Here is a 13,437-nt window from a genome sequence, read left to right as displayed (position 1 = left end):
CAAGACCCCCGGGCGCGACCCATGCTTTTAAGGGGCGCGGGGAACTGCGCGAGCAACCCCCACTCGCCCGCAGACAAACACGCACCCCGAACACTCAGCGGGAGCCTGGGGGCGGCAGCCGCCAGGAAGCGGCCGCACGCCGGAGGCCTACGCGCCCGCCGGCTGTCGTGCGTTCGCCCGCACCCAGTCCACGATCGACGCCGTCGTCGCCCCCGGTGTGAAGATCTCGGCGACACCCTTCTCCTTCAGCGGTGCGATGTCCGCCTCGGGGATGATGCCGCCGCCGAAGACGAGGATGTCCTCGGCGTCACGGTCCTTGAGGAGGTCGATGACGGCGGCGAAGAGGGTGTTGTGGGCGCCGGAGAGGATGGAGAGGCCGATCGCGTCGGCATCCTCCTGGATCGCCGTGTCGACGATCTGCTCGGGCGTCTGGTGGAGGCCGGTGTAGATGACCTCCATACCGGCGTCGCGCAGCGCCCGCGCGATCACCTTGGCCCCGCGATCGTGACCGTCGAGTCCCGGCTTGGCGACCACCACGCGGATCGGACCGGCTGCCACACCCATCACTGCCTCCATGAAACGACTACACCAACCCGTAACAGAACACGGCCGCACATGCCACGCCAACCGTGCAAACCGTACACATCACTGCTCGCCGCACCGGGTGCGTCGACACGGCGTCAGGCGCACGGAACTTCTACCCGTTCCGCGCCCATGCGAAGTGAACGAACGTTATCTCCAGCATCCCGCTACCGGCAGTTTCGCGGCGGAGAGCGAGGGGGAAATCACACGGTGGGACACGTTCGCCGCGCACTGCTCCCGGTTTCCGCGGCTCACGCGTCGCGGGGATCAAGGTGATCACTGAGGTGGTCGCGGCATCCGGACCGTTTGCCGGGCCGATTGCCACAGGCCCCCGCGGCGTACGCGCCACGGGGGAGCGTGCGCAAGGAGAGTCGCCAGAGGGGCGCCGCACCGAACCGCCACCTGCGGGAGGCCACGGGGATGGGGCGGATCGGCGTCGGCAGACGGCGGATGGCAGGGCAGCGGGGAGCCAGGAGGTCGGGCCCCTCGTAGCGTGATCGGCGCCTCATGCGTCGCACACGCACCGCAGATCGCGCATGCCGCACATGTCGCGTCGCGTGGCATCGCACCCGCCGTCCACCGCCTGCACCGCGGCTTTCCACAAGGGCACACGGGGGACAGAGGCGTCCGCCCGTCTGCCGACGGGAGGTCGGGCATGAAGGTCACCAGGGCGATAGCGCCCCTTTTTCCGCTCTGTGAGCGATTCCTGCCCGCCAGGCTGGCAGGCCTGTCCGTGACCCTCCTCAAGGCGACCGCCCTGGAGCTGGCGATCCTCGCCGGTCATCTGCTGCTCTACCCGGCCGGGATGACGCAGGAGCGCCGGGTCACGCCCACGCTCCCCCCGCCCGACGCGCCCCGGCTCCCCACGGAGGAGCAGCCTCCGGTCGTCCTGCTGCACGGCTTCATCGACAACCGCTCGGTCTTCGTCCTGCTGCGCCGCTCCCTCGCGCAGCACGGCGGCCGGCACATCGAGTCGCTCAACTACTCGCCCCTCACCTGCGACATCCGCACCGCCGCCGAGTTGCTCGGTCGGCACATCGAGGACATCTGCGAGCGCACGGGACAGGCACAGGTGGACGTCGTCGGGCACAGCCTCGGCGGACTGATAGCGCGGTACTACGCGCAGCGGCTCGGCGGCGACCACCGCGTCCGCACGCTCGTCACGCTCGGCACCCCGCACGGCGGCACTCGCGTCGCGCCGCTGGCGAACGCGCACCCGATCGTCCGCCAGATGCGACCGGGTTCGGAGGTGCTGGAGGAACTCCGCGAGCCGGCGCCGGGCTGTCGTACGCACTTCGTGGCGTTCTGGAGCGACCTCGACCACCTGATGGATCCACTGGAGACCGCCTGCGTCGACCACCCGGACCTGATGGCCCAGAACATCCGGGTCACCGGCATCGGCCACCTCGCCCTGCCCGTACACCCGGCCGTCGCCGCCGGAATACGGCAGGCCCTCGACACCTCCCGTACAGGGGCCCGCGCGGCCGCCCATCCCGGCGGCCTGACCGTGGCCTGAGCCCGACGGACACCGGCAAGAGCACTGTGACCCTCGCCACAGCCGAACCAAACAGGGACATAAGGCTGTAAACGCGGCGCACGCCCACGCGCCCCCGCTACACACCCGGCCCGCGACACCCTCCCCAAGGCAACAACGCGCCCCGACTCCGGCACGCCACCAGCCGGAGAAACGCGCCACCCCGGCCGACGCGGCCGTCCCACCGCCCCCACACAGCCACCTACTATCGAACGCCCTTCGAACACAAAGCCAAAGTCGTACCCACAGACCGCCGAAAGACGCTCGATTGCCCGTTTCCTGCGCGCACGAAACCCGTTGAAGATTGTCGCGCCCGCATACCGCCGGGTACAGTCACCGCACTGCTCTGCCAGCCCCTGTCGTCGAGGCGAAAGAGAAGTTGGTGAACGATCGTCACCCGTCGGGGACCGCAACACCCCCGGCTCCGGCTTCCGAAGCCGACCCGGCGCACTACGCGTCGTACGGCCACCAGGAAGCCACCTATGGCGACTTCACCACGTACGGCGACTACACCGCCACAGGTCTCGACTCCGGCACCGGCGCGCACGCGACCGGCACCTTCGCGGCCGACCCCCTCTTCGGCGACATGCCGGGCCATGACAACGGCACCGGCTCCTACGACGCCTCGCAGTGGTCGACGGGCAGCCACCAGACGCTGAACTACGACCCGTACGCCGCGCAGCACCAGGCCGCGTACGACACGGGCACCTACGACACGACGTCCTGGTCGGCCGGTTACGAGCACCTCGCCCAGATCCCGGCGCAGTCGACGGGCCCCGACGCCAGCGGCCAGTGGGACGCGAGCGGCTGGCTCCAGGCCGAACAGTCCGCTGAGGCGGTCCAGTCGGGCCCGTCCGACCAGACCCAGCAGTGGGTCGGCACCCAGCACTTCGACACCGGCGCGTTCGACGCCACGCAGTGGAACACCGACGGCACGCCCGCCGCCGACGAACACGGCGGCTCCGACCACGAGTCGTACGACGCCCACGAGCACCCGCAGACCGAAGTGGTGGACTTCTCCGTCGCGGCCGTGGAGTTCGCGCAGCAGGCGACCGCCACCTTCGAGCAGCTCACCCCGTACGACGACCAGGACCAACCCCTCCCCGGCGACGGCGAGTTCGACGCCGACGGCGCGGACCGCGCCGCGTCGCTCCTCGACGGCGAGGAGGAGGTCACCCCGGCGGTGACCAGGAGCGCGAGCCCCGGCCGGGCGGCCACGCGCGCGGCTTCGCGGTCACGTCGGCGCGCTCCGGCCAAACGTTCCGCCCTGCTGACCGTGGCCGTTCCGTCGGCCTGTGTCATGGGGGTCGCGGGGATCGCGGCGGCCTCGGTCGGCGCCACGTCGGACGACACGGAGACGACCGCGTCCGTCAAGTCGGACGACGCCACCGCGGTGAAGCCCTCCACCGCCAACAACCAGCTCGACACCCAGTTGGAGAGCCTCTCCGCCGAGGCGGACGACTTCGCCGACCGGGCGAGCCGGACGCAGGAGCGCATCGATCTGAAGGCCCAGCAGGAGCTGGAACAGAAGAAGGCTGCGGCCGAGGCGGCCCGCAAGGAGCGGCTGCGCCCGAAGTTCGCGCTGCCGGTCTCCCAGCAGGGACTCAGCGCGTACTACGGGCAGTCCGGCGTCAACTGGATGTCCCTGCACACCGGCATCGACTTCCCCGTCTCGTACGGCACGCCGGTGATGGCCGCGACCGATGGCACCGTGCGCACGGAGTGGAACAGCGCCTACGGCAACATGGTCATCGTGACCGCCAAGGACGGTACGGAGACCTGGTACTGCCACCTCTCCACGTACAAGGTCGCCTCGGGTACGACCGTCAAGGCCGGTGACGCCATCGCCTACTCCGGCAACTCGGGCAACTCGACCGGCCCGCACCTGCACTTCGAGGTCCACCCGGCGGGCGGCTCGGCCATCGACCCCTTGCCGTGGCTGCGCAGCCACGGGCTGGACCCGACGTAACGCAACCTGCCGTAACGCACCTCGCCGTAACGGAGACGAAGACCGGGCCCCCGCTGTTCAGCAGGGGCCCGAGTCATGTCGCCGGAGAACCGGCAGCTACAACTTCTCCACCGGCGCGTACCGCAGCAGCAACCGCTTCGGCTTGGCGTCGCCGAAGTCGATCGTCGCCTCCGCGTTCGCGCCTGTGCCCTTGACGCCGACGACCGTGCCGAGGCCGAACTGGTCGTGGGTGACGCGGTCGCCGACGGCCACGGACACGACCGGCTTCTCGGTGCTGCGACGGGTCGCGAAGCCGGACGCGCCCGAGGCGGAGGACCGGGAGCGCGAGGACGACAGTGAGGACGCGATACCGGCGGCCGGGCCCGAGGACACCGGCGCGGAGGCGCCCGTGCGCTTCCACTGCAGGTGAGTGGCCGGAATCTCCTCCAGGAAGCGGGACGGCGGGTTGTACGAGGGCTGGCCCCAGGCACTGCGCAGCGAGGACCGGGTGAGGTAGAGCCGTTCGCGTGCGCGGGTGATGCCGACGTACGCGAGGCGGCGCTCCTCCTCCAGCTCCTTGGTCTGGCCGAGGGCGCGCATGTGCGGGAAGACGCCGTCCTCCATGCCGGTCAGGAAGACGACCGGGAACTCCAGGCCCTTGGCGGTGTGGAGGGTCATGAGGGTGATGACGCCCGAGCCGTCCTCATCCTCGTCCGGGATCTGGTCGGAGTCGGCGACCAGGGCCACCCGCTCCAGGAAGCCGGAGAGCCCACCCGAGGCCGTGCCCGCGGGCGCGGCCGCGTCCTCGCCCTCACCTTCGCTCTCGGTCCCGCCCGTGCCGGACTCCTGCTCGAACTCCAGGGCGACGGCGGCGAGTTCCTGGAGGTTCTCGATGCGGGTCTCGTCCTGCGGGTCGGTGGAGGCCTGCAACTCGGCCAGATAGCCGGTGCGTTCGAGGACCGCCTCCAGGATGGTCGCCGGGCCGGCACCGGACTCGACGACGGTCCGCAGGTCCTCCATCAGCGTGTTGAACCGCTTGACGGCGTTCGTCGACCGGGCCGCCATGCCGTACGCCTCGTCGACGCGCTTCAGCGCCTGCGAGAAGCTGATCTTCTCGCGCTGCGAGAGGGCGTCGATCATCGCTTCGGCGCGGTCGCCGATGCCGCGCTTCGGCACGTTGAGGATGCGGCGCAGCGGGACGGAGTCCTCCGGGTTGGCGAGGACGCGCAGATACGCGAGGACGTCCCGGACCTCCTTGCGCTCGTAGAAGCGGACGCCGCCGACGACCTTGTAGGGCAGGCCGACGCGGATGAAGATCTCTTCGAAGACACGGGACTGGGCGTTCGTACGGTAGAAGACGGCGACGTCGCCGGCCTTCGCATCTCCCGCGTCCGTCAGTCGGTCTATCTCGTCTGCGACGAACTGGGCCTCGTCGTGCTCGGTGTCGGCGACGTACCCGGTGATCTGCGCGCCCGCGCCCGCGTTGGTCCACAGGTTCTTGGGGCGGCGGGACTCGTTGCGCTCGATGACCGCGTTGGCCGCGCTCAGGATGGTCTGGGTGGAGCGGTAGTTCTGCTCCAGCAGGATCGTCGTCGCGTCCGCGTAGTCCTCCTCGAACTGGAGGATGTTGCGGATGGTCGCGCCTCGGAAGGCGTAGATCGACTGGTCGGCGTCACCCACGACGCACAGCTCGGCGGGTGGTACGTCGTACTCGCTGGGCGGTCCGTCGTCGGGGTGCTCGGAGGTACCGACCAGCTCTCTGACCAGGGCGTACTGCGCGTGGTTGGTGTCCTGGTACTCGTCGACGAGGACATGGCGGAAGCGGCGGCGGTAGTGCTCGGCCACATCCGGGAAGGCGCGCAGCAGATTGACCGTCGTCATGATCAGGTCGTCGAAGTCGAGCGCGTTCGCCTCGCGGAGACGGGACTGGTAGAGCGCGTAGGCCTGGGCGAGGGTCTTCTCGAAGCCGTCGGAGGCCTGGGCGGCGAAGTCCTCCTCGTCGATCAGCTCGTTCTTCAGGTTCGAGATCTTGGCGCTGAAGGACTTGGGCGGGAAGCGCTTGGGGTCGAGGTCCAGGTCACGGCAGACGAGCGCCATCAGCCGCTTGCTGTCGGCGGCGTCGTAGATCGAGAAGGACGAGGTGAAGCCGAGCTTCTTCGACTCGCGCCGGAGGATCCGTACGCAGGCGCTGTGGAAGGTCATCACCCACATCGCGTTCGCCCGCGGGCCGACGAGCTGCTCGACGCGCTCCTTCATCTCGCCCGCGGCCTTGTTGGTGAAGGTGATCGCGAGGATCTGACCCGGGTGGACGTGCCGCTCGCCGAGCAGATACGCGATGCGATGGGTGAGCACGCGGGTCTTGCCGGAGCCGGCGCCGGCCACGATGAGCAGGGGCGAGCCGGCGTGCACCACGGCCGCGCGCTGGTTCTCGTTCAGCCCGTCCAGGAGCGCCGCCGCGTCCAGGGCGGGGCGGTGGGCGCCGCCACGGTAGTACTCGTCCCGGTCCGGCGGCACGTCGAACTTCCCGCCGAACAGATCGTCCGGAAGCGACTCCGGTACGTGATCGTCCTCGGGCGGCGGCGGAGGTTCCTCCGCGTGGCCGCGGGGGGCCTGGAGGTCCGCCAGGAAGCTGTCGTCAAAGAGGCTGCTCATCGCTCTCCGAGTCTAGGCGCCCCCACTGACAGCGAGGGGCCACCCCGAAAAGTCCGCATCCGCCACTCGTCGTACCCACATCACGACGGTGAGCGATCGAACGTACCATCTGTCGCGTCCGAGAGGCTAATGTCACGAAAACGTATCGGGCATATCGAACATCAACCTTCACACGGACCACATGAGTTGGCTAGCGTTTTCTCAGGCCGTACGACCCAACCGGCGAACGTCGCCGGGCCGCACGGCCTCCGCCGAGTCCGGTACGCCTCCCGAGGCAGCCGGAGCCGGGGACCCACCGACCTCTGGGGTGAATCGATCCGACCGCCGTACGCGGTGAGGGTCGTAGGGCAAACCTTCCGAAGCTTGCGCCCGAACCCGACAGCTAACTCGGTAGGCGGACAACGGAAGGAGACGCCGAACCATGGCGCCGCACCGCAAGCCGCGTCCGGCCGGCCGGACGCGCGCGGGTATACGCACCCCCGCTCTCGCCACGGCCGCCCTCACCTCCGTGGCCCTGCTCTCCCAGACGGCCACCGCCGCCCCGTCGACCGACGACAAGCCGAGCCTGGAGGAAGTCGAGAAGAAGGTCGACGACCTCTACCGTCAGGCCGAGACGGCGACCGAGAACTACAACTCGGCCAAGGAGAAGGCGACCAAGCAGAAGAAGAAGGTCGACACCCTTCTCGACGACGTCGCCAAGCGCACGGACAAGCTCAACGAGGCGCGGGAGCAACTGGGTTCGTTCGCGGCCGCCCAGTACCGCACGGGCGCGGCGGCCCCCGACGGAGCGTCGCTGCTCCTGGCGGACAGTCCGCAGGACTACTTCGACCAGAACCAGCTGATGGACCGGCTGACGGACCGTCAGAAGGAAGCCGTCGACGGGTACATCACACAGCAGACCGAGGCGGCGGAGCAGCGCCGGGCGGCGAGCGACAGCCTCGAACAGCTCACCGAGTCGCAGAACACCCTCAAGACCAGCAAGGCCAAGGTCCAGGCGAAGCTGGCCGAGGCCCGCGAACTGCTCTCCACCCTCACCGCCGAGGAGCAGGCACGGCTCGCCGCGATCGAACAGCGCGAGCAGGAGGAGGCCGAGCGCAAGGCGGAGGAGCTGGCGCGCCGGCAGGCCGCGGCGCAGGAGACCCAGGAAGCCCAGAGCACTCAGCAGGAGACCTCCACCGCAACGGAGACGTCCACCGAGACCTCCGCCCCGGCCGAGGACTCCACCTACGCCTCGAAGGCCGCCAAGGCCATCGCCTTCGCCCGCGCGCAGATCGGCAAGCCGTACGTCTGGGGCGCCACCGGCCCCGGCTCCTACGACTGCTCCGGCCTCACCCAGGCCGCCTGGAAGGCCGCCGGCGTCGACCTCCCCCGCACCACCTACGACCAGGTCAACGCCGGCACCACCGTCGCCCTCGCCAACGCCAAGCCAGGTGACCTGATCTTCTTCTACGACAACATCGGCCACGTAGGCCTCTACATCGGCAACGGCATGATGATCCACGCCCCGAAGCCGGGTGCGTACGTCCGCGAGGAGTCGGTGTTCTACGACGGTGAGTCATCGATCCACAGCGTGGTGCGGCCGGCGTAGTCGCCGGGGCGCCCGGGCCCTGCCAGAGACCGGAGAACTCAGGTCCAGAGCACCGCGATGAAGATGTTCGCGGTGGTCAGTGCGCCCACCAGCCCGAACAGCGGCTTCTCCACCGTCTCCTCGTCCCGCTTCACATACACCAGCCCCAGGATCACGATCAGCAGCGCCAGCTTGATGCCGATCTTGACGTTGTCGACCGGCTGGTCGTCCGCCTGGTTGAGGCCGACGAGGACGGCTCCCGTCACGAGCATGACGAGGGCGCCGTGGAGCATGGCCGGGACGAAGCGGGCGGTGCCCTGGCCCATGGCCTCCATCTGGGTGAGGAAGCCGCCGAGGAGGGAGGCGATGCCGATGATGTGGAGGGCGACGAAGAGGTGGATGAGTACGTCCATGGGCGGAGCCTAATGAGAGGCCCGTGTTCGGCCGGACGGCGGGGCGGGTTCCGACGGGCACGCCGAGGGGGCTAGTGGAAGAGGGATGCAGAGGGGGCTCCGCGGCGTCCGAAGCACCGTAATGATCTTGCATATATGCGCCCTATAGCACCGCCGCACCGCCACCCGGTCCGAAATCGCCGCATCGGTCATCGCACAGCGTGAAGTCGGCGGCGCCAGGACCGGATCACGGTCGCATACGGTCACCTCGCGGTCGGTGCACGCCACTTCCGCACAACGCGTTACAGGGCCGACACGGCCCGGCTTACCGTCCTCCAGCAGGTGACCGGCTCCCCACCGCCGCCCGGGCCAGGGGCGGCAGTCGGACACCACCGCCGAGAAAGGTCCGGCGGCGTCCCGCTCCCCCTGTGCGGGCCGCCGCCGGACGCGTAACCGCTCCCCCAGGCGGTCCCGTACGGACAGACGATGTTCGTACTACGGACGGCGGTCGTACGGAGAGGACATGGACTCCACGTGGCAGCGCACCGCAAGCCCAGACAGCGCTCACTCGGCGGCCATACGGTCCGCACCGCCGCGACGTTCGCCCTCGCGGGCGCGGCGACAGCGACCGGTTTCGACGGCACCGGGCACGCCGACCCACAGCTCACGCCTGAGCAGGTCAAGGCGAAAGTGAACAAGCTGTACCAAGAGGCCGAGGTCGCCACCGAGAAGTACAACGGTGCGAAGGACAAGGCCGACAAGACCCAGGAGAACCTCGAAGAGCTGCGCGACCAGGCCGCCCGCCGCACCGACCGGCTCAACTCGGCGCGGGACGACCTCGGTTCGCTGGCCGCGGCGCAGTACCGCGGCGGGGGCATGGCCCCTTCCTGGCAGCTGGCGCTGTCCGCCGATCCGGACGAGTACCTGGACGGCGCCGCCCTCGCCGAGCGCGTCGGCAGCCGCCAGGCGGCGGACGTGTCCAGCGTACGGAAGCAGTTGCTGGACATCGAACGGCTGCGCGGGGCCGCCCGCGTCGAACTGGGCACCCTCAAGACCCGGCAGACGGAGCTGAAGCGGCACAAGAAGACCGTCACCTCGAAGCTGAGCGACGCGCGACAGCTGCTCGGCCGGCTCACCGCCGAGGACCGGGCATGGTTCGACACCGCGGGCGGCGCCACGGGACACGCCTCGCGCTCCTCCGCCTCGTCCCGGCGCGGCCTCACCGGCCCGGTCTCAGCGGCCGCCACCGCCGACGCCCCCAACTCCCGAGCCGCGGCGGCCATCGCCTACGCCTACTCCAAGCTCGGCAGCCCCTACGTCTGGGGCGCCACCGGCCCCAACGCCTTCGACTGCTCCGGCCTCACCCAGGCCGCCTTCCGCGCCGCCGGCATCTCGCTCCCCCGCACCACCTACTCCCAGATCAACGCCGGCCGCCGCGTCGCCCGCTCCGAACTCCGCCCCGGCGACCTCGTCTTCTTCTACTCCGGCATCAGCCACGTGGGCATCTACGTCGGCAACGGCCAGATGGTCCACGCCCCGAACCCGTCGGCCCCGGTACGGGTGGCGCCGCTCGACGAGATGCCGTTCGCGGGAGCCACACGGGTGGCCTGAGCGGGCCACTCGAACCCCGGAGGTGGCTGAGCGGGGCGGGATTGGCCCACCTACGACACCGCCCATTGGCCGTGTTCGGCCTGCTCCTTCCCGACGAGACTCACTCCTCGTGACGACCACTGCGTCCACGTCCACGTCCCAGCCCCCTCCCGCATCCGGTCCCACCGAGGACATCGACAACTACATCCACGGCTACTCCGCCCACGAGTCCCGCCGCCTCGCCGACCAGGCCGACACCCTCTCCGACCTCCTCCATCACGACACGGCGTACCCGGCGGGCGCCAAGGTCCTGGAGGTCGGATGCGGGGTCGGCACCCAGACGGTTCACCTGGTCGCGGTCCCGGCCCGAACGGCCCGTGTCGGCGCCGGGTCCTGCGGCGAGCCCCGGGGCGCGGTACCGGGACCGGGGCATCGCCGACCTGCGCCGCACCGCGACGGACGAAGACGACGGCACGTCCCCTACACCTTCTTCAAGACGGTGGGTCACCGAGAACGAAGCAGTCCGGGCACCGCAGACGGCTTGCCGGTCGGGGACGGGACCTTGCCGCAGAACTCCGCTTCGATGACGTTCACGTCGAGCCATCCGTCCCGCAACTGATGCGGGACACCATGGCCAAGGCGACCGAGGTCGCCATGGCCTTCCCCCGCCTGCGCACCCCCGCCGCCACCCAGTACAACGCCGCCCCCGACCAGACCTTCGAACTCGGCCTCAAGGCCCTCCTCGACGGCCTGGCGGCGAACCGCACGACCGCGACGAGCTGAGCCCCCGATTCCACCGGTGGGCAGTCGCCGCCCTCACACCAGGCGTCGTGCCGTCGCCCACCTCGTCAGCTCGTGCCGGTTGGAGAGCTGCAACTTCCGCAGTACGGCGGAGACATGGGACTCCACCGTCTTCACCGAGATGTAGAGCTGCTTGGCGATCTCCTTGTACGCATAACCACGGGCGATGAGACGCAGCACCTCGCGCTCTCGCTGGGTGAGCCGGTCGAGGTCCTCGTCGACGGGCGGGGCGTCGGTGGAGGCGAAGGCGTCGAGGACGAAGCCGGCCAGGCGCGGGGAGAAGACCGCGTCGCCGTCCTGGACCCGGAAGATGGAGTCGACGAGGTCGGTGCCGGTGATCGTCTTGGTGACATAGCCGCGCGCACCGCCCCGGATCACACCGATCACGTCCTCCGCCGCATCCGACACGGACAGGGCGAGGAAGCGGACGGGCTGCTCGGCGTCCGCCATCAACGCCGAACAGCGGCGCAGGACTTCGACGCCACCGCCACCGGGCAGATGGACGTCCAGGAGCACCACCTCGGGCCGCGTGCTCGTGATCACCGAGACCGCCTGGTCGACGTCGGGCGCCTCCCCGACGACCTCCACGCCCGTGCGCTCCGTCTGCCCGATCTCGGCCCGCACACCCGTACGGAACATCCGGTGATCGTCCACCAGCACGACCCGGACATGCCGTCCGGGCCCGGAGACACCCGCCCCGGCGGCACCGGTCGCGGAGACCCCGGCGTCGGCGGCCCCGATACCGGCGGAATCCCCAGTCGCAGCGGTCGCACCGGAATCCCCGGTCCCAGCGGCCTCGTTGGACTCATCGGGGTGGTCGGGCCGGTCGGACTCGTTGGGCCCGCCTTCGACCGGCCCGGTGTCCCGCGCGGCCGGGCCTCCCTGGTCCCCGCCCGAGCCAATGCCCGAACCGCCCTGTGCGGCAAGGTCGTTCGCCCCGTTCGCGTCACTCATGACGTCGTCTCCGCCCTCTCCATCTCCAGCTCGACCTCCGTGCCGCCGTCCGGTACGGCGCGGAGCCGTGCCGTGCCACCGTTGCGCTCCATGCGGCCGATGATCGATTCTCTGACGCCCATGCGGTCGGCGGGTATCGCGTCGAAGTCGAAGCCGGGACCGCGGTCGCGGACGGACACGAAGACCGTCCTTCCCTCGACCTCGGCGAAGACCTGTACGGCGCCGCCCTCGCCACCGTACTTGGCGGCGTTCACCATCGCCTCGCGCGCGGCCTGCATCTGCGCGGTCAGTCCCTCATCGAGGGGGCAGTCGCCGACGACGACCACCTCTATGGGAACGCCGTGCTTGTCCTCGACCTCCGCCGCGTTGCGCCGCACGGCCTCGGCGAGCGTGTTGGGCTCGTCCTCCTCGTCCTTTCCGGTGCCCTCGGGTTTGTACAGCCAGTTGCGCAGGTCGCGCTCCTGGGCGCGGGCGAGGCGGCGGACCTCGTTCGCGTTGTCCGCGTTGCGCTGTATCAGCGTGAGCGTGTGCAGCACCGAGTCGTGGACGTGTGCCGCGACCTCCGCCCGCTCCTGGGCACGGATGCGCATCAGGCGCTCCTCGGAGAGGTCCTGGGTCATACGGACGAGGTACGGGCCGGCCAGCAGCGCTATACCGACGAGGACCGCGAGCGCGGCCTGCAGCACGGAGCCGAGGTGGGCGGCGGAGCCCTGCAGGACGAATATCCCGGAGACGCCCGCGGTGACCAGCAGGACACCCGCGACGGAGCGGAGCCATGTGATCGTCCGCCGACGGCGGCCGACCTCGGCCCAGCGGGCCCGCCGCGCGTTGTCCGCCTGACGCCAGACCAGGGCGACGCCGGCCGCGACGAGCACGGTCGGCCAGAGATACGCCCGGGCCGCCTCGCCCAGGTCCACATTGCCGACGAAGACCATGGCCACGACGACCATGAGGAGGAGGGCGACTATCTGGCCCCGGTCGGGCTTACGGGCCACGAGCTTACGGCGGCCGTCGGGGGAGGTCTCCGTGGCGATGGCCGGGGGCCGCTGGTTGTCGACGCCGCCCACGCCGAGCGGCACGAAGAACCAGAACGCCGCGTACACCAGCGCGCCGAGGCCGTCCGACAGGAAGAGGCCGGCGAACACGAGCCGCACCCAGGTCACGGGCAGCCCGAGATGTCCGGCGAGCCCTCGCGCCACGCCTCCGAGCCAGCGTCCGTCGCTGCTGCGGTAGAGCTTGCGCGGGGGCCGCGGAGTGTCGACTGGCAGTGCTGCGGCTTCCGGCATGCCATCGATGTTCACACGCACGGCGGATCGAGGCATCAGGGTCGACCCCCGAGACGCCCCTGATCTTCGGCCAGGCCGTGATCGAACACATCCCCCGGGCGGATATCAGGGTTCGACCAGGGTCATCCCGA

The 13,437-nt window shown here is 70.1% G+C and carries 11 protein-coding genes and 1 riboswitch; of the genes, 6 read left to right on the top strand and 5 right to left on the bottom strand.

Annotated features, from left to right (window positions below; translation table 11 throughout):
• Positions 1 to 147: 147 nt before the first annotated feature.
• Complete coding sequence (locus tag JIX55_RS31770) at positions 148 to 564, bottom strand: cobalamin B12-binding domain-containing protein (protein WP_257566657.1); 417 nt, start codon at positions 562 to 564, stop codon at positions 148 to 150.
• Between the two features lie 673 nt (positions 565 to 1,237).
• On the opposite strand from JIX55_RS31770, the gene JIX55_RS31765 reads away from it, so the two are divergent.
• Both JIX55_RS31765 and JIX55_RS31760 read left to right on the top strand, forming a co-directional pair.
• A complete protein-coding gene (locus tag JIX55_RS31765) occupies positions 1,238 to 2,098 on the top strand; it encodes a lipase family alpha/beta hydrolase (RefSeq protein ID WP_257566656.1) in 861 nt (286 codons plus the stop codon).
• 400 nt (positions 2,099 to 2,498) lie between these two features.
• Positions 2,499 to 4,085: a M23 family metallopeptidase gene (locus JIX55_RS31760; protein ID WP_257566655.1), complete on the top strand. Its 1,587-nt coding sequence runs from the start codon at positions 2,499 to 2,501 to the stop codon at positions 4,083 to 4,085.
• Between the two features lie 96 nt (positions 4,086 to 4,181).
• Here JIX55_RS31760 and pcrA read toward each other — a convergent pair whose 3' ends face one another.
• A complete protein-coding gene (gene pcrA, locus JIX55_RS31755) occupies positions 4,182 to 6,716 on the bottom strand; it encodes a DNA helicase PcrA (RefSeq protein WP_257566654.1) in 2,535 nt (844 codons plus the stop codon).
• 239 nt (positions 6,717 to 6,955) lie between these two features.
• Positions 6,956 to 7,128: riboswitch (cyclic di-AMP (ydaO/yuaA leader) on the top strand.
• Between the two features lie 9 nt (positions 7,129 to 7,137).
• On the opposite strand from pcrA, the gene JIX55_RS31750 reads away from it, so the two are divergent.
• Positions 7,138 to 8,304 carry a C40 family peptidase gene (locus JIX55_RS31750; protein WP_257566653.1) on the top strand — a complete coding sequence of 389 codons (1,167 nt, stop codon included), beginning with the start codon at positions 7,138 to 7,140 and terminating at the stop codon, positions 8,302 to 8,304.
• A gap of 38 nt (positions 8,305 to 8,342) precedes the next feature.
• Here JIX55_RS31750 and JIX55_RS31745 read toward each other — a convergent pair whose 3' ends face one another.
• Positions 8,343 to 8,696, bottom strand: coding sequence for a hypothetical protein (locus JIX55_RS31745; protein WP_257566652.1), 354 nt, complete (start codon positions 8,694 to 8,696; stop codon positions 8,343 to 8,345).
• Positions 8,697 to 9,209: 513 nt separating this feature from the next.
• Here JIX55_RS31745 and JIX55_RS31740 point away from each other — a divergent pair.
• The 3 genes from JIX55_RS31740 (at position 9,210) to JIX55_RS31730 (ending at position 11,048) form a co-directional block, all read left to right on the top strand.
• Positions 9,210 to 10,286 (top strand): C40 family peptidase, encoded by a 1,077-nt coding sequence (locus JIX55_RS31740; protein WP_257566651.1) that lies wholly within the window; start codon positions 9,210 to 9,212, stop codon positions 10,284 to 10,286.
• 109 nt (positions 10,287 to 10,395) lie between these two features.
• Entirely contained in the window at positions 10,396 to 10,884 is a 489-nt protein-coding gene (locus tag JIX55_RS31735) for a hypothetical protein (protein WP_257566650.1), read from the top strand.
• Positions 10,885 to 10,895: 11 nt separating this feature from the next.
• Positions 10,896 to 11,048: a hypothetical protein gene (locus tag JIX55_RS31730; RefSeq protein ID WP_257566649.1), complete on the top strand. Its 153-nt coding sequence runs from the start codon at positions 10,896 to 10,898 to the stop codon at positions 11,046 to 11,048.
• A gap of 33 nt (positions 11,049 to 11,081) precedes the next feature.
• Here JIX55_RS31730 and JIX55_RS31725 read toward each other — a convergent pair whose 3' ends face one another.
• Positions 11,082 to 11,807 (bottom strand): LuxR C-terminal-related transcriptional regulator, encoded by a 726-nt coding sequence (locus JIX55_RS31725; RefSeq protein WP_443046732.1) that lies wholly within the window; start codon positions 11,805 to 11,807, stop codon positions 11,082 to 11,084.
• 209 nt (positions 11,808 to 12,016) lie between these two features.
• Positions 12,017 to 13,306, bottom strand: coding sequence for an ATP-binding protein (locus tag JIX55_RS31720; RefSeq protein WP_257566648.1), 1,290 nt, complete (start codon positions 13,304 to 13,306; stop codon positions 12,017 to 12,019).
• Between the last annotated feature and the right edge of the window lie 131 nt (positions 13,307 to 13,437).

This window comes from Streptomyces sp. DSM 40750 (assembly GCF_024612035.1).
Taxonomy (GTDB): domain Bacteria; phylum Actinomycetota; class Actinomycetes; order Streptomycetales; family Streptomycetaceae; genus Streptomyces.
The sequence above is the reverse complement of the archived record's forward strand: the minus strand, read 5'-3'. Positions and strand labels throughout refer to the sequence as shown.